Raw genomic sequence first — 17,180 nt, forward strand, 5'->3', positions numbered from 1 at the left:
AATTCCAGGAAAAGTGTGTAGCGGTTTTACTGGGAAAGCGCGCCGCGCTTTCCCTAAGACGCGCTCCCTAAGAATTGCGTGAAGTCGAAATACGTAGGGCGGCGTTAGCCGCTCTACGTTCTCAGCATGCCGCCCGTTTGCTTGCCAACATTGTCGACGATGCGCTTGGCCAGCGCCTCGAAATCCTCGTCGGTGAGCGTCTTTTCAACCGGCTGGATAGATACTTCGATGGCAATCGACTTCTTGGCGGTCCCGAGAGATGCCCCCTCGAACACATCGAACACCGAAACGCCGGTGACCAGCTTCTTGTCGGCGGCGAGCGCCGCGCGCACCAGCGCGCCGGCCTCCACCGTCTTGTCGACGACGAAAGCAAAGTCGCGCTTCACCGCCTGGAAGGCGGACAGCTCCAGCTTTGGCTTGGTTTTCGTCGGCTTGGCCTTCGGCTCGGGCACGGCGTCGATATAGACCTCGAAACCGCAGATCGGTCCGGAAACGTCCAACCCCTCCAGCGTCTTCGGGTGGAACTCGCCGAAGGTGCCGAGCACTGTCTTCGGGCCGAGCTTGATCGTGCCGGAGCGGCCGGGATGATACCAGGCCGGACCGCCTGGCTCGATCTGCAGCCTGTCGACCGGCGCGCCGCAGGCTTCCAGCGCTGCAATCGCGTCGGCTTTGGCGTCGAACACGCCGACCGGACCGGAATTGCCGGCCCAACTGCGGCCGGAACCGTCGAGCTTGGCGGTGCCGCGGCGCACACCGGCGGCAACGCGCCGCTGCTGGTCGGGGCCGTCGCCCTCATAGGTACCGGAGACCTCGAACAGCGCGACATCGCCGATGCCCTTGTCGGCATTGCGCTGCGCGGCGACGATCAGGCCGGGCAACAACGAGGGCCGCATATCGGACATGTCGGTTGCAATCGGATTAGCGAGCTTCAGCGCCGTCTGGCCGCCGCCGAACAGTTCGGCGTGTTTGGCCGGGATGAACGACCAGGTGAGAACCTCCAGCATGCCCCGCACGGCGAGCGAGCGCTTGGCAGTGCGGGTGCGAACCTGCAGCGTGGTCAGGATCTTGGAATTGACCGCATCATGCGCGCCCAGCGGTTGCGGTGCGATGTTGTCGACACCGTGGATGCGCATGACTTCCTCGACCAGGTCGGCCTTGCCGTCGACATCCGGGCGCCAGGACGGCACCGCTACATCGACGACATCGCCCGAGCCCTGCGGCTTGAAGCCGAGGCGCGACAGGATGTCGAGGCTCTCCGCCCTGGGCACCTCGATGCCGGTCAGCCGCTTCACTTCCGAAAGCGGGAAGGAAACGGTCTTCGGCGTATGGCCGGCGTAGCCGACGACCTCGATTTCCGTCGGCTCGCCGCCGCAGAACTCCAGCACCAGCTTTGTCGCCAGTTCGACGCCGGGCACCATGAATTCCGGGTCGACGCCGCGCTCGAAGCGGTAGCGCGCATCGGTGATGATGCCGAGCGTGCGGCCGGTGCGGGCCGTGGTGATCGGATCCCAAAGCGCGGATTCGATCAGCACGTCGGTGGTGTTCTCGTCGCAGCCGGAATGCTCGCCGCCCATGACGCCAGCGATCGATTCGACGCCGTTGTCGTCGGCGATCACGCACATCTGCGGCGTCAGCGTGTATTCGCGCCCGTCGAGCGCCAGCACCTTCTCGCCGTCGCGCGCGCGGCGCACGACGAGATTGCCGGCGACCTTCTTGGCATCGAACACATGCAGCGGCCGGCCACGGTCGAAGGTGACGTAGTTGGTGATGTCGACCAGCGCGCTGATCGGGCGCAAGCCGATGGCGATCAGCCTTTGCTGCAGCCATTTCGGCGACGGCCCGTTCTTCACGCCTTTCACCAGGCGCAGCGCGAAACCGGGGCAGAGCTCCGGCGCCTCGATGGTCACCTTGACCGGCGTTTCACCTTTGCCAAGGACCGCTTCGACCGGCGCGGTCTTGAGCCGGCCAAGCCCGCTTGCCGCCAGGTCCCGGGCGACGCCGTAAATGCTGGTCGCATCCGGCCGGTTCGGCGTCAGATTGATCTCGATCACCGGATCGTCGAGATGCGCGTAAGCCGCGAAGCTGGTGCCGACAGGCGCATCGGCCGGCAGGTCGATAATGCCATTGTGCTCATCCGACAGCTCCAGCTCGCGCTCGGAACACATCATGCCATGGCTCTCGACGCCGCGGATCTTGCCGACGGTCAGCGTCACGTCGATACCGGGCACATAGGCGCCGGGCGCGGCGAAGGCGCCGATCAGGCCGGCGCGGGCATTCGGCGCACCGCACACCACCTGGACAGGGGCTGCGCCATTGCCGGTGTCCACGGTCAGCACCCGCAGCCGGTCGGCGTCGGGATGCTGCACCGCCGTCAGCACCTTGGCGATGACGAACGGCTTCAGGCCGGCCTTGTCGTCGACATGCTCGACTTCGAGGCCGATCGAGGTCAGCCTCTCGACGATCTCGTCGAGCGTGGCGTCGGTGTCGAGATGATCCTTGAGCCAGGAAAGGGTGAGTTTCATCACTATGTTCCGTTTTGTCTGTACCCGCCCGGACCTTGTCCATCGGGTCTGGGCACGCTTGTCTTCAAATGGCGCGGCAAGTCGTCGGGCATATGCACGAAGGGCAGCTGCTCGCGCACATAGGCATGGTGCGTCGGCCGGAAATAGGCCGGCATGTCCATGGCGCCCAGCATGAAATAGATGTGGTCTTCCAGCCGCTCGTCGACATAGGCGATAGGCGAGCCGCAAATGCCGCAGAACGAGCGCGTCACCGGCCCGTTCTCGTACATCTTCAGCGCCTTGCCGGTGAAAGCCACCTGCTCGGTCAGGAAGCCGACAAAGGCCGACACCGGCGCGCCGCTGGCGCGCCGGCAATCGCCGCAATGGCAATAGCTGATATGGTGCGGTTCGACTGATGCCTCGAACCGTACCGCGCCGCAGCGGCAGCCACCCGTGTGCGGCGCCGTCATGCGGAAAGACCTCCGAACAGCGTCGGCATGTCGAGCGGCCTGAAACCGTAATGCGACAGCCAGCGGACATCGGCGTCGAAGAAGGCGCGCAGGTCCGGCATGCCGTATTTCAGCATGGCGATGCGGTCGATGCCCATGCCCCAGGCAAAGCCCTGATATTCGTCGGGATCGAGCCCGCCGGCGCGCAGCACATTGGGGTGGACCATGCCGCAGCCGAGGATCTCCATCCAGTCGGAGCCTTCGCCGAATCGCACTTCGCCGGGCCGCGAGCGGTCGCACTGGATGTCGACCTCGAGGCTGGGCTCGGTGAACGGGAAGAAGGACGGCCGGAAGCGCATCTTGACCTGCGGCACCTCGAAGAAAGCCTTGCAGAATTCTTCCAGCACCCACTTCATGTTGGCGACATTGGCCGATTTGTCGATCACCAGCCCCTCGACCTGATGGAACATCGGCGAGTGGGTAGCGTCGGAATCCTGGCGGTAGGTCTTGCCGGGAATGACGATGCGGATCGGCGGCTTCTGCTTCTCCATGGTGCGGATCTGGACCGGCGAGGTGTGGGTGCGCAACAGCTTGCGCTCGCCCTTCTCGTCCGGCTGGAAAAAGAAGGTATCGTGCATCTCGCGCGCCGGATGCCCTTCGGGGAAATTCAGCGCGGTGAAATTGTAATAGTCGCTCTCGACATCGGGACCTTCTGCGATGGCAAAGCCGAGATCGCCGAAGATCGCCGCGATCTCGTCGATGACCTGGCTGATCGGATGGATGCGGCCGCGCTCGGCCGGCGATTGCCGCACCGGCAGCGTCACGTCGACCGTCTCGGCGGCGAGGCGCGCAGTGACAGCAACATCCTTCAACTCGGCCTTGCGTGTCGTCAGCGCTTCGGTGACGCGGTTCTTCAGGCCGTTGATCGCGGGGCCCTTGACCTGGCGCTCCTCGGCGCTCATCGCGCCCAGTGTCTTCAGCAATTCCGAGATCGACCCCTTCTTGCCGAGAGCCGCGACGCGCACGGCTTCGATAGCAGCCTCATCGGCGGCCGACGCGACGTCGGCAAGCAGGGAGTTTTCGAGAGTATCCAAGCCGGTAGCTATGTCGTTCACGGTCAAACTCGCTGTGTTGGGAGTCAACTTTGAGGTGAAAGTCACTTTCAAGTTGAAAGTTCAGCCATAAGAAAAACCCGCGCCAGCCGTGCCAGCGCGGGTTCCCCAATCAGAATTGCGAATGCTGGGAAGCGCTGGGCTCGGAGCCCGATCCCGAAAAGTTGCAGACTTTTCGGAAAGATCGCGCTCCTCGCTAAATTTCCCTGAGCATGATGTTGTCCAAAAAGTCAGCAACTTTTTGGCATCATGCTCTAGGCGACAGCGCTTTCAAAAGCATTCGGGGTGGTGTTCTTCAGATATTCGAGCGCGACCTTGGCCTTGGCCACGAGTGCGGCGAACGCCTGCGGTTCATGGATGGCCATGTCGGACAGGATCTTGCGATCGATCTCGATACCGGACTTGTTGAGGCCGTCGATGAAGCGGCCATAGGTCAGGCCATGCTCGTGCGTCGCGGCGTTGATGCGCTGGATCCACAGCGCGCGGAACGAGCGCTTGCGGTTCTTGCGGTCGCGATACGCGTACTGCATCGACTTTTCGACCGCCTGCTTGGCGATGCGAATGGTGTTCTTGCGGCGGCCGTAGAAGCCTTTCGCGGCTTTCAGGACCTTCTTGTGCTTGGCGTGCGAGGTGACGCCTCTTTTTACGCGTGCCATGTCATGATCTCCTTAAACGCTGTTCCTGAAACCGAATGCTCAGAGGCCGTTCGGCAGAAAATTCTTGATGACCTTCTTGCCATCCGGTTCAGCCAGAACCATCGTGCCGCGGGCATTTCGAATGAACTTGTTGGAACGCTTGATCATGCCGTGACGCTTGCCGGCCGCAGCCGACAGGACTTTACCCGTACCTGTGATCTTGAACCGCTTCTTGGCGGCCGATTTGGTCTTCATCTTGGGCATTTTGCTACTCCGTATTGGTGGCGCACAATCGCGCTTCTTGTTCGCTTCGGGCGGACCAAAAGCCCGAAAAGCAAATGAAACCGCCACGGCATGCCCTGCCGGGCGGTTTTCTTGGAACGGCGGTCCTATACGTCAAAGCGGGCTGGCGCGCAACACCCGAGCGGCTGCGACGCTCTGTCCGCGATCAGGGCAGCCTAAACAGCACCGGCAGAATGCCCGATTGCTGGGCGCCATCGATGGTCTCGAACACCGGCAACGCCACCAGAAACACCAGCCCGTCGAGCAAGGTGGTCAGCAAGAGGCGCGGCTTGAAGCTGCCGGTGTCGCCTTCCTGGTAGAGCGACAGCTGGGGGAAGAAACGCGGCACCCGCGCCAGATAGGCTGTGTAGGGCGCGCCGAGAACCTCCTTGAGATACCGTTCCTCGCGCAGGATGACGATGTGGAAGGCGCCGGCGCACAAAAGCGCAAACAGGACGATGCCGGAGAACGAGCCGATCTGCGCCCCGACGCCGGCGGCGGCAACGGTCGAGAACACGTAGAGAGGATTGCGGGTGATCGAATAGGGTCCGCCGGTGACCACTTCGGAGGATTTGCGCCCCCCGATATAGAGTGTCGACCACAAGCGGCCGACGACGCCAAGGAAGATCAGCAGCACGCCGACCATCTCGATCGTTTCATGCACCGGGGTATCGGGCGGGAAGGTCGACTGGCCGAACAGCAGTGCCGCAAACAGCACCACCACCAGCACCGCAAGCACCATCCGGCGCATGTGCTGGTAGCCGCCCAGCTCCTTGATGGGCGCAGGGTTGATTTCATTGGCCATGTCGGGAATCCGATTGTCGAGAAGCTTTGCCGGCGATCGCGGCGTCTGGACAGGAGAATCGGCGTCCCGCCGATCGCCGGGACGCCATGAGACAGGATTCAGGCGGATTTAGAGCGCAACGCCCGAACTGATCTAGCGCGGCGCCAGCACCATCATCATCTGGCGGCCTTCCAGCTTCGGCTCGGCTTCGACCTTGGCGATGGTAGCCGTCTCCTCGCGCACCTTGTTCAGGAGCTGCATGCCGAGTTCCATATGCGCCATCTCGCGGCCGCGGAAGCGCAGCGTCAGCTTGACCTTGTCGCCTTCCTCGAAGAAGCGCCGCACGGCCTTCATCTTGGTTTCGTAGTCATGGCTGTCGATGTTCGGGCGCATCTTGATCTCTTTGATCTCGATGACCTTCTGGTTCTTGCGCGCCTCGGCCGCCTTCTTCTGGTTGGCGTATTTCAATTTGCCGAGATCGAGGATCTTGACGACAGGCGGCACCGCATTGGGCGAGATCTCGACCAGATCGAGCCCTGCCTCTTCGGCGAGCAGCAATGCGTCGTTGATGGAAATATCGCCGCGGTTCTGGCCATCGGCGTCGATCAGTTGGACCCGGGGAACCCGGATATCACGGTTTGAGCGCGGGCCATCCTTGGTGGGCGCCGCTGCTTTGAAAGGTCTGCGAATGGTCGTGGTCTCCTTGGCCGTTTCGTTCAGGGTTTCAATCTAAAAATGTTCGGGACGCGCCAATGTGGTGAGCGCGCGGGCGGAGTCAATAGCACAGCGCTGACAGAAAATCACCCTGATCGCAGGCCTGCACCAAACAAAGGATGTCGCGAGCACTTTCCGCCTCGCCTGTGCCTGTGTCAAAAGACCGGCGAGTAAAATCAGGCTCCCACAATCAGCCCCCCAGAACCAGGATTGATCCACAGCCATGACCGCGACCACCCCAACCCTGCTGGATGTCGACGGCATCGATATCGCGGTTCGCCATTCCTCGGGCGCAACGCCCGGCGTCGTCTGGCTCGGCGGCTACAAATCCGACATGCTGGGCACGAAGGCGCAGACGCTGTCGGATTGGGCGGCCAGGGAAGGCCGCGCATATCTGCGCCACGACTATTCCGGCCATGGCGAATCCGGCGGCGCCTTTGCCGACGGCACCATCTCGAAATGGCTTGGCGAGAGCCTCGCCGTCTTCCGGCGTTTCACCGAGGGCAGGCAGGTCCTGGTCGGCTCATCGATCGGCGCCTGGATCGCGCTGCGCATGGTGCAGGAAATGCGCAAGGCGGGCGACAGCAATGTGGTTGGCCTAGTGCTGCTCGCGCCGGCGCCGGATTTCACCGCCGAGCTGGTCGAGCCGGCTCTGACGGAGGAACAGAGGCGCGACCTCCGGGAGAAAGGCTTTTTCGAAGAACCTTCGGACTATTCCGCCGAGCCTTACATCTACACAAGCGCGCTGATCGAGGACGGCAGGGTGAACCGGGTGATGACCGGGCCGATTGATACCCATTGCCCCGTCCACATCCTGCAGGGTCTGGCCGATGCCGATGTGCCGGCAAGCCATGCGCTGAAGCTGGTCTCGCTGCTGCCAGCCGACGACGTCATCTTGTCGCTCATTCCCGACGGCGACCACCGCCTGTCGCGGCCGCAGGATCTCGACATGCTGCTGAGGGCGGTGGGCGACATGGTTCAGCGGGCGGGGTAGGCGAGAATGCGCATTTCCATCCCGATATCCGCCTTTGTCGCGGCAATCGTCGGCTTCGGCGGCACGCTGGCCGTCGTCATTGCCGCCGCCAAGGCGGTTGGCGCCACCCAGGCCGAGACCGCGAGCTGGGTGACGGCAGTGTGCGTGGCGATGGCGATCGAATGCCTGTGGCTGTCCTGGCGCACGAAAATGCCCATCATCACCGCCTGGTCGACACCGGGCCTGGCGCTGATGGCGGCATCGAGCGGGTTTACCATGGCCGATGCGGTCGGCGCCTTCATCGTCACCAGCTTGATGTTGATCGCCACCGGCCTGTTCAAGCCGCTGACCCAGCTGATATCAAGGATACCGGCGTCAGTCGCGTCCGGCATGCTGGCGGGCATCGTCGTCACCTTCGCGCTCAATGCCGTCAAGACCATTCCGGTCGATCCCTGGCTGATCCTGCCGCTGATCGCGGCCTTCTTCGTCATTCGCCTGTTCAACCCGGCGCTGTCGGTGCTGGCGGCGCTGATCGGCGGCGGCATCGCCGCATTCCTGACAGGCCGCGTCGGCGGACTGCCGGCGCCGGAACTGTCGACGCTGACGCTGATTGCCCCGCATTTCAGCGCCGCAGCTGTCATCGGCCTGGCGCTGCCGCTCTACCTCGTCACCATGGCGTCGCAGAACCTGTCGGGTCTCGCCGTCTTGCGCGCCGCCGGCTATCACCCCGAACCCGGCCCGCTGATCGGCGTCACCGGCCTGTTCTCGCTGCTGTCGGCGCCGTTTGGCGGCTCGACCACCAATCTGGCGGCTATCTCTGCGGCGATCTGCACCGGGCCGGACGTCCATCCCGACCCGGCCGAGCGCTGGAAGACCGGACCCTTCTATGCACTTGCCTATCTGATCTTCGCGGTTTTCGGCGCCTCGCTGGTGGCGATCTTCGCAGTGCTGCCGCAAAGCCTGATCGTGCTGGTGGCCGGCCTGGCGTTGATGGGGTCGCTGGCCAACGCGCTGGCGATCGCGCTCAAGGACGAGGACCAGCGCATGGCGGCTACTGTCACCTTCGTTGTCACCGCGTCGGGGCTGACTTTGTTCGGCGTTGGCGCCGCCTTCTGGGGCTTGGTCGCCGGCCTGGTCGTGCTTTTCCTCGAAGCGGTCAAAAAGCGATAATCAATTCAGGACCTTGTCCGGTTTTGGCGGACGTTGTCTTGAATCGCCGTTTTTCTCATCCCATTTCGAATCCACGCAGCCGCTCTTGGCTGTCTCCAACCGAAGGAATGGGAGAAAATGAACACATCCGCATTGATCCGCCCGGCCTGGACGCCGGCGACCATCGCGCTGATGGTGATCGGCTTCATGGTGTTCTGGCCGCTTGGCTTCGCCATGCTCGCCTACATCATCTGGGGCGACCGGCTTGACGGCTTCAAGCGCGACGTCAACCGGGCCACCGACGGCATCTTCGCCGGCTGCCGTCGCGGTTCCGACAAGGCCGCGCGCTGGGGCCACGGTTCGGCCCGCACCGGCAATGTCGCTTTCGACGACTGGCGCGAGAAGGAACTCGAACGCCTCGCCGAAGAGCGTCGCAAGCTCGATGAGATGCTGAGCGAGTTCGACGAGTACGCCCGCGAATTGCGCCGCGCCAAGGACCAGGACGAGTTCGACCGCTTCATGGCCAACCGCAACAAGTCGACAGCGCCTGCGAAGACAGGCTCGGCCGAAACGGCCAAGCCCGCGACGCCCAAGCGCAAGGGCCCGAACCTGCTTGACGACTGAGGCTGCGCGCATGACCCCGAAAATCGAAACCGATTTTCGGAAAGGTTCATGCGCCGAATTAGAGTGCTACAGCGTCCTTTGCGCGTCAGAGACGCGCGGCGCTCTAAGACAGGCCTTGGCATGATGGACGGCGTCGCGCGAGCGGCGCCGTTTCTTTTTTGTTCTGGTCGTTTTCCTCGAATCGCGTATCGTTCAGCCATGTCCTTCGGCTTTTTCCGCAACCTGACCAAACCAAAACCCTCGCCTGTCGAAGAGCGAGAGCACGTCGTTGCCGGCCGCACACTGCCGCTCAGGATCGTCGAGAGCGCCCGCGCACGGCGGCTGACGCTGCGCATCGATTCGGGCGGCCAGGGGCTGCGCATCACCGTGCCGCCGGGCCTGCGCCGCGGCGAGGTGGAGAAATTCCTTCACCGCCATCAGGGCTGGCTGGAGCAGCGTCTGGCCAAGGTACCGACACGGCCGCAAGTGCGCCCCGGCATCAAGATCCCGATACGCGGCGTCGCGCATCGCATCGTCCACGAACCGTCGAAACGCGGCACCGTCACCGTGTCGCGCGACGAGCGCGGTCCGCTGCTGATCGTCCATGGCGAGCGCATACATTTGCCGCGCCGCATCGCCGATTTCCTCAGGCGCGAGGCCAAGAAGGACATCGAGAAGCTGGTGGTCAAGCATACCGAGGCCATCGGCAAGCGCGCCAAGGCTATCCGCTTCAAGGACACGTCGAGCCGCTGGGGCTCCTGCACTTCCGACGGCAATTTGTCCTTCTCATGGCGCATCATGATGGCGCCGACGCCGGTGATAAACTACTTGGTCGCGCATGAGGTGGCGCATCTCAAGGAGATGAACCACGGCCCGAAATTCTGGAAACTGTGCGAGCAGCTCTGCCCCGACACCGACCGCTGCAAGGACTGGCTGAAGCGGAATGGTGGGGCATTGCAGGCGATTGTGTTCGATTAGCCTTCGCCGGCGGCGCGCTCAATCATCATTGGCCGCATTAAGCTCTTCAGGCCGCAGCCCTTCGTCGCCATGGCGCGGCCATGGCAGGAAATTCTGCTCGAACGCATCGCTGCCGAAATAATCCAGGACCCGGTGCGCTTCCGCCCCGTCGAAGGCGGCCTTTTGCATCAGATGGGCGATGACGTCGCGCGCTTGCGCGATCTTCTGCCTGAGTTCGGCTATGCTCTGGTCGGCCATTCGTCTGCTCCGCCTTGCTTCTCCCATCAATAGGTAGCGCCTTTGGCGTTGCCGGCAAACAGCATGCTTTTTCTCGACTCTTGGCCGGTTTCGTGCCAAGCCCCGCGCCATGGCGCTCGATATCAAGATCTGTGGATTGAAGACCGATGAGGCAATGGCCGCGGCCCTGGCCGGCGGCGCCAGCCATGTCGGCTTCATCTTCTTTGCTAAAAGCCCGCGCTATGTCGAGCCTGCGGCAGCCGGCCGCCTGCGCGAGGCGGCAATCGGCAAGGCCAGGGCGGTCGCCGTGACGGTCGATGCCGATGACGCGTTCCTGGACGAGATCGTCGAAAAGATGCGCCCCGACATGCTGCAGTTGCACGGCACGGAGACGCCCGAGCGGGTGGCCGAGGTGAAAGCTCGCTACGGCCTGCCTGTCATGAAGGTGTTCTCCGTCAGTGAGGTAGCCGATCTCGAGCGGCTAAAGCCGTTCATCGGCGTTGCCGATCGCTTCATGTTCGATGCCAAGCCACCAAAGGGCTCGCAACTTCCGGGCGGCAATGGCGTCGCCTTTGACTGGCGCATCCTGGCCGGCCTTGACGCCGGGCTCGATTACATGCTTTCCGGTGGGCTCAACGCCGCCAATATCGGCGACGCCCTGATATCAGCCAATCCGCCCGCGATAGACATTTCGTCGGGGGTGGAAAGCGGCCCGGGCGTCAAGGATCCGGCGCTGATCGAGCAGTTCTTCCGGGCCGTCAGGGCCGCGCGCGACGACCGCGCTGCCTGAGGCACTTCTTTCGAACCCGAGCATGTTCCGGAGAAGTGGGAACCGGTTTTCCGATAAGACATGCTCAGAACCAAGACCAGGAGATCGGCGATGAACAAGCCGGCGACACCCAATTCCTTCCGCACGGGACCCGACGAACAGGGCATGTTCGGCATCTTCGGGGGCCGCTTCGTGGCCGAGACGCTGATGCCGCTGATCCTCGACCTCGAACGGCACTGGAACGAGGTCAAGAACGATCCGGACTTCAAGGCCGAACTGACCGACCTGTCGACCCATTATGCCGGTCGGCCATCAAAGCTGTATTTCGCCGAAGGGCTCACAAAACACCTTCGTGAGGTTTCCTCGGCGAAGGGCCTCGGGGGCGGCGCCAAAGTCTACTTCAAGCGCGAGGATTTGAACCACACCGGTTCGCACAAGATCAACAACTGCCTCGGCCAGATCCTGCTGGCCAAGCGCATGGGCAAGAAGCGCATCATCGCCGAGACGGGCGCTGGTCAGCACGGCGTTGCCGCGGCCACGGTCGCGGCGCGCTTCGGCTTTCCCTGCGTCGTTTATATGGGCGCCACCGATGTCGCCCGCCAAAGCCCCAACGTCTTCCGCATGAAGCTGCTCGGCGCCGAAGTGCGGCCGGTGACCGCCGGTCACGGCACGCTGAAGGACGCCATGAACGAAGCGTTGCGCGACTGGGTCACCAATGTCGAGGACACTTATTACCTGATCGGCACTGCCGCCGGCCCGCATCCCTATCCGGAGCTGGTGCGCGACTTCCAGTCGGTGATCGGCATCGAGGCGCGCGCCCAGATCCTCGAACAGGAAGGCCGGCTACCCGACACCATCATCGCGGCTGTCGGCGGCGGCTCGAACGCCATCGGCCTGTTCCATCCGTTCCTGGATGACAAAGAAGTCCGCATCATCGGCATCGAAGCCGGCGGCCGCGGCCTTGACGGCATCGAGCATTGCGCCTCGATGAATGCCGGCGCGCCCGGCGTGCTGCACGGCAACCGCACCTATCTCTTGCAGAACGCCGACGGCCAGATCCTCGACGGCCATTCGATCTCAGCCGGCCTCGACTATCCCGGCGTCGGCCCCGAACATTCCTGGCTGCGCGATTCCGGCCGCGTCGAATATGTGCCGATCCTCGACGACGAGGCGCTGGAAGCCTTCAAGCTGACGACGCGCGTCGAAGGCATCATCCCGGCGCTGGAATCCGCCCACGCCATCGCGCATGCGGTGAAGATCGTGCCTGATATGGACAAGGACCAGATCGTCATCGTCAACCTGTCGGGACGCGGCGACAAGGATGTGCACACAGTGGCCTCGATGCTGGGCATGGAGATCTGATCATGGTGACCCGCATCGACCGCCGCATGGCAAAACTGAAAGCCGAGGGCCGCCCGGCGCTCGTCACCTATTTCATGAGCGGCGACCCCGACTATGACACCGCTTTGTCGATCATGAAGGCGCTGCCCAAGGCCGGCGCCGACATCATTGAAATGGGCATGCCGTTTTCCGATCCGATGGCCGATGGACCGGCGATCCAGGCCGCTGGCCTGCGGGCGCTGAAAGGTGGCCAGACCCTGGTCAAGACGCTGAAGACGGCGGCTGATTTCCGCGCCACCGACAATGAAACGCCGATCGTGCTGATGGGCTACTACAACCCGATCTACATCTACGGTGTCGATCGCTTCCTCAAGGACGCCATCGCCAGCGGCATTGACGGGCTGATCGTCGTCGACCTGCCACCGGAGATGGACGAAGAACTCTGCATTCCGGCGCTGAAGGCCGGCATCAACTTCATCCGCTTGGCAACGCCGACCACCGACGACAAGCGCCTGCCCAAGGTGCTGCAGAATACGTCGGGCTTCGTCTATTACGTGTCGATGACCGGCATCACCGGCTCGGCTTTGGCCGACACCGGCAAGGTTGCCGCCGCGGTCAAGCGCATCAAGGGCCACACCAATCTGCCGGTCTGCGTCGGCTTCGGCGTCAAGACCGCCGAGCAGGCGCGCATTATCGGCGCCAATGCCGATGGCGTCGTCGTCGGCACCGCGATCGTCAACGCGGTCGCCAATGTGTTGGGACCGAAGGGCGAGAAGACCGCCGACCCGGCCGAGGCCGTCGCCACCCTGGTCAGCGGACTGTCTCAGGGCGTGCGTTCGGCCCGCCTTGCTGCTGCCGAATAGTTTCCCTACTTAGGCCTTGTGCAAGTCGTTATCCCAAAACCGGTTCCCACTTTTGGGCGACATGCACGAGCCAACTCTTCGTCAGGACAGGAGCCGAAGCGATGAACTGGATCACCAATTACGTTCGCCCGAGGATCAATTCGATGCTCGGTCGGCGCACCGACATGCCCGAGAATCTCTGGATCAAGGATCCCGAGACCGGCGAGATGGTGTTTCACAAGGACCTGGAATCCAACCAGTTCGTCATCCCGTCATCGGGCCATCACATGAAGATTTCGGCCAAGGAACGGCTGAAATTCTTCCTCGACGACGGCAAATACGAGCAGCTTGAGAACCCCAAGGTCATGCAGGACCCGCTCAAGTTCCGCGACGAGAAGCGCTACACGGACCGGCTGAAGGACGCCAAGGCCAAGACCGGCCTGGAAGACGCCATCATCAACGCGCTGGGCACGGTCAAAGGCCTGCCGGTTGTGGTGACGGTGCAGGATTTCGCCTTCATGGGCGGCTCGCTCGGCATGGCCGCGGGTGACGCCATTGTGCACGGTTTCGAGGTCGCCTTGCAGCGCAAGCGGCCGCTGATCCTGTTTGCCGCCTCCGGTGGCGCGCGCATGCAGGAAGGCATTCTGTCCCTGATGCAGTTACCGCGCACCACGATCGGCGTCGACCGGCTGAAGGAAGCCGGCCTGCCATACATCGTCGTCTTGACCAACCCGACCACCGGCGGCGTTACCGCCTCCTACGCCATGCTGGGAGACGTCCACATTGCCGAGCCCGGCGCGCTGATCGGCTTTGCCGGCCCGCGCGTCATCGAGCAGACCATCCGGGAGAAACTGCCGGACGGTTTCCAGCGCTCCGAATATCTGATGGAGCACGGCATGGTCGATATGGTGGTGTCGCGGCTGGAACTGCGCGAGACGATTTCACGGCTGTTGAAAATCCTGCTCAAACTGCCGCAGGAGCAAAAGCCGCTGGAGCCGGAAATCCTGCCGCCGTCGGTCATCCCGACGGAAGCCCGCCCGCAAGCCTGACGCGACACAATACGCCGCCATGCAAAATTGCGCACGGCGCGCGCCTTCGTCATCCTAGGGCGAAGCAGGAGCGTAGCTCCGTCGCGGAGACCCTAGGATCCATGCCGTGATCTGCGAACTGCGCCACGGCTGCAGTAACTGTGAAAATGTAGAGGCGCTTGAGTGGACGTATTGGCGGGACGCTGGGACGGAGAGGCAGGGCCTTCTGGGCCGCTGCGACTTTCGGTGAGGTCACGGAATGGATCCTAGGGTCTGCGCTGCGTCGCTGCGCTCCTTGCTTCGCCCTAGGATGACGAAAGGCGCGGCTATCCGTCTTCATGGCAGACAAAACCTGATGCGCCAACATAAGTCTTTTGAGGGCCTGTCGCCATGACAACGCTTGCCGCAGATCGTGAAATCGAAGCCCTGATGGCACTGCATCCGAAAGGCTTCGACCTTTCGCTCGACCGCATCACAAGGCTGCTCGAACGCCTCGGCAATCCGCAGGAGCGGCTGCCGCCGGTCATCCATATCGCCGGCACCAACGGTAAGGGCTCGTGCGCGGCCTTTTCGCGCGCGCTGCTCGAAGCCGGCGGCCACCTTGTCCATGTCCACACTTCGCCGCATCTGGTGAACTGGGCCGAGCGCTACCGGCTGGCGGCCGAGGGCGGCGGCCGGCTGGTCGACGACGAGACCTTCGCCGAGGCCATCGCCCGCGTCGCCCGGGCCAATGCCGGCCAGAAGATCACCGTCTTCGAAATCCTAACCGCCGTCACCTTCATCCTGTTTTCCGAGCATCCGGCTGCCGCCGCCATCATCGAGGTCGGCCTTGGCGGCCGCTTCGACGCCACCAATGTCGTTGCCCGGCCGGCGGTGTCGGTGATCATGCCGGTGTCGATGGATCACGAAGCCTATCTCGGCGACCGGGTCGAACTGATCGCCGCCGAAAAGGCCGGCATCATGAAGCGCGGCTGCCCGGTGGTCATCGGCGCGCAGGAGAGCGAGACGGCGCTGCAAGTGCTGATCGAAACCGCCGAGCGGCTGGATTGCCCGACCTTCGTCTACGGCCAGGATTTTCTCGCCTTCGAGGAAAACGGCCGCATGGTCTATCAGGATGAGGACGGGCTGATGGACCTGCCGCCACCGCGCCTGCCCGGGCGCCACCAGTTCGCCAATGCGGCGGCAGCGATTGCCGCCGTCAAGGCCACCGGTTTCGAAATCAGTCATCGCGCCACTGAGAAGGCGATGGCGAGCGTCGCATGGCCGGGCCGCATGCAGAAACTGGTACAGGGCCGGCTGATGGAGCTGGCGCCCAAGGGCGCCGACATCTGGCTCGACGGCGGCCACAATCCGGGCGCCGGCATGGTCATTGCCGAGGCGCTGGCCGAGCAGGAGGAAAAGAACCCGCGGCCGCTGTTTCTGATCTCCGGCATGATCAACACCAAGGACCAGAGCGGCTACTTCCACGCCTTCAAGGGCCTGGCTCGGCACGTCTACACCGTGCCGGTGAGCATGAGCGATGCCGGCGTGCCGAATGACGAGCTGGCGGTGCGGGCGACCGAAGCCGGCCTCACCGCCGAACCGGTCAGTTCCGTCGCCAGTGCGCTGATGCTGCTGCGCGACACCTGGGACGGCCCGGCGCCGCGCATCCTGATCGGTGGTTCGCTGTATCTCGCCGGTGCGGTGCTGGCCGAAAACGGCACGCCACCGACCTGAATCCACACTTTCGCGAGGGAGCCGGTGATGATCAAGGTGAAGCAACTCGCCCATGTCTGCATCTTCGCGCATGATCTGGAAGCGACGCGGGCCTTCTACCGCGACGTGCTCGGCCTCGACACGCAGTTCAACTTCCTGCGCGACGGAAAGGTGTTCGGCTTCTACCTCAATTGCGGCGGCCGCAGCCATGTCGAGGTGTTCCAGAAGGACGGCACTGCATACAGCGAGCAGAACCAGATCAACCATTTCTGCCTGGAAGTCGAAGATCTCGACGCGGCGATCGCCCATATCAAATCGAAGGGCATCGACGTCACCGCCAAGAAGCACGCCTGCGACGACACTTTTCAGGCCTGGATCCGCGATCCCAACGGCGTGAAGATAGAGCTGTTCGAATACACCGCCAAAAGCGCGCAATTTACCGGAGGCGACCGCATCGCCGACTGGTGAGCTGTGTTGGTGTCGACGAGGATCAAAGCTCCGGCCCTGTATGGACCTTGCGGCTTTTCCGGATGATTTCTTCCAGATCGATATCCGCGCCACTGCTTGCCGTCAGGCGGGAGTAGAAGGTGGACGCCGGTTCTCGCCCCGCCTCCCGAATCTCATAGGATTCGAGCGCGCGTTCGACGATATCCGCTATCGAGCGGTTTTCGCGATGAGCAAGACGATGCGCAAGATCTCGTGCTTTTGCGCTGCGGACGGAAAGCCGGGGTTCGGCCATTTCAAAAATGCCTTCGAGAAAATATATCCCCCATTTAGGACGAGCCATCAAGATGGCAGAGGATGGCAAGCCATCACCTTAGCTCAATCTCGATGAAGGCATACTCGCCGTCATTGGCGCTGATGACGTCGTGCTCGACGCCTTCCTTGCGGAAGTAGGGCGCGCCCTTCTTCATTTCAGCAAAACTCTCGCCGTCCTTGGTCACCAGCTTCACCTTGCCGTCCATCAGCGGCACCACGACGTAGTCATGGCCATGCCGGTGCCAGCCGGTGTTGTCGCCGGGCTGGAAGCGATATTCGGTGACGATGACGCGCTCATTGTCGATGAAGACGGTGGCCTTGGCGGATCCGGTCATTGTTGTCTCTCCTGT

20 protein-coding genes are annotated in these 17,180 nt (G+C 63.1%); 10 read left to right on the forward strand and 10 right to left on the reverse strand.

The annotated features are described in order from the left end of the window. Positions 1–113 precede the first annotated feature (113 nt). The 7 genes from pheT to infC all read right to left on the reverse strand — a co-directional run bounded on the left by pheT (position 114) and on the right by infC (position 6,453). Positions 114–2,522, reverse strand: coding sequence for a phenylalanine--tRNA ligase subunit beta (pheT, locus tag NLY36_RS16385; RefSeq protein WP_023696010.1), 2,409 nt, complete (start codon positions 2,520–2,522; stop codon positions 114–116). 2 nt (positions 2,523–2,524) lie between these two features. Beyond that, a complete protein-coding gene (locus tag NLY36_RS16390; RefSeq protein ID WP_023696009.1) occupies positions 2,525–2,971 on the reverse strand; it encodes a GFA family protein in 447 nt (148 codons plus the stop codon). Then, positions 2,968–4,065 (reverse strand): phenylalanine--tRNA ligase subunit alpha, encoded by a 1,098-nt coding sequence (gene pheS, locus NLY36_RS16395; protein ID WP_023696008.1) that lies wholly within the window; start codon positions 4,063–4,065, stop codon positions 2,968–2,970. The genes NLY36_RS16390 and pheS overlap by 4 nt, the downstream gene beginning before the upstream one ends. A gap of 251 nt (positions 4,066–4,316) precedes the next feature. Next, complete coding sequence (gene rplT / locus NLY36_RS16400; RefSeq protein ID WP_023672281.1) at positions 4,317–4,718, reverse strand: 50S ribosomal protein L20; 402 nt, start codon at positions 4,716–4,718, stop codon at positions 4,317–4,319. Positions 4,719–4,757: 39 nt separating this feature from the next. After that, positions 4,758–4,961: a 50S ribosomal protein L35 gene (rpmI, locus tag NLY36_RS16405; protein WP_006201248.1), complete on the reverse strand. Its 204-nt coding sequence runs from the start codon at positions 4,959–4,961 to the stop codon at positions 4,758–4,760. 184 nt (positions 4,962–5,145) lie between these two features. Beyond that, positions 5,146–5,784 carry a methyltransferase family protein gene (locus tag NLY36_RS16410; protein ID WP_023681388.1) on the reverse strand — a complete coding sequence of 213 codons (639 nt, stop codon included), beginning with the start codon at positions 5,782–5,784 and terminating at the stop codon, positions 5,146–5,148. Between the two features lie 132 nt (positions 5,785–5,916). Next, positions 5,917–6,453: a translation initiation factor IF-3 gene (infC, locus tag NLY36_RS16415; protein WP_023744911.1), complete on the reverse strand. Its 537-nt coding sequence runs from the start codon at positions 6,451–6,453 to the stop codon at positions 5,917–5,919. A 247-nt stretch (positions 6,454–6,700) separates the two neighbouring features. On the opposite strand from infC, the gene NLY36_RS16420 reads away from it, so the two are divergent. The 4 genes from NLY36_RS16420 to NLY36_RS16435 all read left to right on the forward strand — a co-directional run bounded on the left by NLY36_RS16420 (position 6,701) and on the right by NLY36_RS16435 (position 10,180). Next, positions 6,701–7,471 (forward strand): alpha/beta hydrolase, encoded by a 771-nt coding sequence (locus NLY36_RS16420; protein ID WP_023696007.1) that lies wholly within the window; start codon positions 6,701–6,703, stop codon positions 7,469–7,471. 6 nt (positions 7,472–7,477) lie between these two features. Continuing rightward, the gene (locus NLY36_RS16425) at positions 7,478–8,620 is read left to right on the forward strand and encodes a benzoate/H(+) symporter BenE family transporter (protein ID WP_023696006.1); all 1,143 of its coding nucleotides are present in this window, start codon (positions 7,478–7,480) and stop codon (positions 8,618–8,620) included. 117 nt (positions 8,621–8,737) lie between these two features. After that, positions 8,738–9,223 carry a DUF2852 domain-containing protein gene (locus tag NLY36_RS16430; protein WP_023672286.1) on the forward strand — a complete coding sequence of 162 codons (486 nt, stop codon included), beginning with the start codon at positions 8,738–8,740 and terminating at the stop codon, positions 9,221–9,223. Positions 9,224–9,421: 198 nt separating this feature from the next. Further along, positions 9,422–10,180 (forward strand): M48 family metallopeptidase, encoded by a 759-nt coding sequence (locus NLY36_RS16435; protein ID WP_023681391.1) that lies wholly within the window; start codon positions 9,422–9,424, stop codon positions 10,178–10,180. Positions 10,181–10,198: 18 nt separating this feature from the next. Here NLY36_RS16435 and NLY36_RS16440 read toward each other — a convergent pair whose 3' ends face one another. Beyond that, positions 10,199–10,417, reverse strand: a complete 219-nt coding sequence (locus tag NLY36_RS16440; RefSeq protein ID WP_023672288.1) for a hypothetical protein — start codon at positions 10,415–10,417, stop codon at positions 10,199–10,201. A gap of 109 nt (positions 10,418–10,526) precedes the next feature. On the opposite strand from NLY36_RS16440, the gene NLY36_RS16445 reads away from it, so the two are divergent. From NLY36_RS16445 to NLY36_RS16470, 6 genes are all read left to right on the forward strand, one after another. Then, positions 10,527–11,186, forward strand: coding sequence for a phosphoribosylanthranilate isomerase (locus tag NLY36_RS16445; RefSeq protein ID WP_286461238.1), 660 nt, complete (start codon positions 10,527–10,529; stop codon positions 11,184–11,186). A 90-nt stretch (positions 11,187–11,276) separates the two neighbouring features. Further along, positions 11,277–12,527 carry a tryptophan synthase subunit beta gene (gene trpB, locus NLY36_RS16450; protein WP_023681393.1) on the forward strand — a complete coding sequence of 417 codons (1,251 nt, stop codon included), beginning with the start codon at positions 11,277–11,279 and terminating at the stop codon, positions 12,525–12,527. Between the two features lie 2 nt (positions 12,528–12,529). Beyond that, positions 12,530–13,369 carry a tryptophan synthase subunit alpha gene (gene trpA, locus NLY36_RS16455; RefSeq protein ID WP_023693067.1) on the forward strand — a complete coding sequence of 280 codons (840 nt, stop codon included), beginning with the start codon at positions 12,530–12,532 and terminating at the stop codon, positions 13,367–13,369. Positions 13,370–13,470: 101 nt separating this feature from the next. Continuing rightward, positions 13,471–14,397 (forward strand): acetyl-CoA carboxylase, carboxyltransferase subunit beta, encoded by a 927-nt coding sequence (gene accD, locus NLY36_RS16460; protein ID WP_023672292.1) that lies wholly within the window; start codon positions 13,471–13,473, stop codon positions 14,395–14,397. Positions 14,398–14,766: 369 nt separating this feature from the next. After that, complete coding sequence (locus tag NLY36_RS16465; RefSeq protein WP_023672293.1) at positions 14,767–16,092, forward strand: bifunctional folylpolyglutamate synthase/dihydrofolate synthase; 1,326 nt, start codon at positions 14,767–14,769, stop codon at positions 16,090–16,092. A 27-nt stretch (positions 16,093–16,119) separates the two neighbouring features. Continuing rightward, entirely contained in the window at positions 16,120–16,539 is a 420-nt protein-coding gene (locus tag NLY36_RS16470; RefSeq protein WP_023736956.1) for a VOC family protein, read from the forward strand. Between the two features lie 22 nt (positions 16,540–16,561). Here the strand turns inward: NLY36_RS16470 and NLY36_RS16475 are convergent, their stop codons facing one another. Both NLY36_RS16475 and NLY36_RS16480 read right to left on the reverse strand, forming a co-directional pair. Continuing rightward, a complete protein-coding gene (locus NLY36_RS16475; protein ID WP_023696002.1) occupies positions 16,562–16,810 on the reverse strand; it encodes a hypothetical protein in 249 nt (82 codons plus the stop codon). 73 nt (positions 16,811–16,883) lie between these two features. Then, positions 16,884–17,165, reverse strand: a complete 282-nt coding sequence (locus NLY36_RS16480; protein ID WP_023696001.1) for a cupin domain-containing protein — start codon at positions 17,163–17,165, stop codon at positions 16,884–16,886. Positions 17,166–17,180: the final 15 nt, after the last annotated feature.

Source organism: Mesorhizobium sp. C399B (assembly GCF_030323185.1).
In the GTDB taxonomy this organism is placed as follows: domain Bacteria; phylum Pseudomonadota; class Alphaproteobacteria; order Rhizobiales; family Rhizobiaceae; genus Mesorhizobium.

What these genes read in the sequence shown, in the direction of transcription:
- NLY36_RS16430 (WP_023672286.1), top strand. Translation starts at nt 8,738, where the DNA reads ATGAACACATCCGCATTGATCCGCCCGGCCTGGACGCCGGCGACCATC.
- NLY36_RS16390 (WP_023696009.1), bottom strand. Translation starts at nt 2,971, where the DNA reads ATGACGGCGCCGCACACGGGTGGCTGCCGCTGCGGCGCGGTACGGTTC.
- NLY36_RS16470 (WP_023736956.1), top strand. Translation starts at nt 16,120, where the DNA reads ATGATCAAGGTGAAGCAACTCGCCCATGTCTGCATCTTCGCGCATGAT.
- NLY36_RS16475 (WP_023696002.1), bottom strand. Translation starts at nt 16,810, where the DNA reads ATGGCCGAACCCCGGCTTTCCGTCCGCAGCGCAAAAGCACGAGATCTT.
- NLY36_RS16465 (WP_023672293.1), top strand. Translation starts at nt 14,767, where the DNA reads ATGACAACGCTTGCCGCAGATCGTGAAATCGAAGCCCTGATGGCACTG.
- trpB (WP_023681393.1), top strand. Translation starts at nt 11,277, where the DNA reads ATGAACAAGCCGGCGACACCCAATTCCTTCCGCACGGGACCCGACGAA.
- NLY36_RS16480 (WP_023696001.1), bottom strand. Translation starts at nt 17,165, where the DNA reads ATGACCGGATCCGCCAAGGCCACCGTCTTCATCGACAATGAGCGCGTC.
- NLY36_RS16425 (WP_023696006.1), top strand. Translation starts at nt 7,478, where the DNA reads ATGCGCATTTCCATCCCGATATCCGCCTTTGTCGCGGCAATCGTCGGC.
- accD (WP_023672292.1), top strand. Translation starts at nt 13,471, where the DNA reads ATGAACTGGATCACCAATTACGTTCGCCCGAGGATCAATTCGATGCTC.
- NLY36_RS16435 (WP_023681391.1), top strand. Translation starts at nt 9,422, where the DNA reads ATGTCCTTCGGCTTTTTCCGCAACCTGACCAAACCAAAACCCTCGCCT.
- trpA (WP_023693067.1), top strand. Translation starts at nt 12,530, where the DNA reads ATGGTGACCCGCATCGACCGCCGCATGGCAAAACTGAAAGCCGAGGGC.
- NLY36_RS16410 (WP_023681388.1), bottom strand. Translation starts at nt 5,784, where the DNA reads ATGGCCAATGAAATCAACCCTGCGCCCATCAAGGAGCTGGGCGGCTAC.
- NLY36_RS16420 (WP_023696007.1), top strand. Translation starts at nt 6,701, where the DNA reads ATGACCGCGACCACCCCAACCCTGCTGGATGTCGACGGCATCGATATC.
- pheT (WP_023696010.1), bottom strand. Translation starts at nt 2,522, where the DNA reads ATGAAACTCACCCTTTCCTGGCTCAAGGATCATCTCGACACCGACGCC.
- rpmI (WP_006201248.1), bottom strand. Translation starts at nt 4,961, where the DNA reads ATGCCCAAGATGAAGACCAAATCGGCCGCCAAGAAGCGGTTCAAGATC.
- NLY36_RS16440 (WP_023672288.1), bottom strand. Translation starts at nt 10,417, where the DNA reads ATGGCCGACCAGAGCATAGCCGAACTCAGGCAGAAGATCGCGCAAGCG.
- NLY36_RS16445 (WP_286461238.1), top strand. Translation starts at nt 10,527, where the DNA reads ATGGCGCTCGATATCAAGATCTGTGGATTGAAGACCGATGAGGCAATG.
- rplT (WP_023672281.1), bottom strand. Translation starts at nt 4,718, where the DNA reads ATGGCACGCGTAAAAAGAGGCGTCACCTCGCACGCCAAGCACAAGAAG.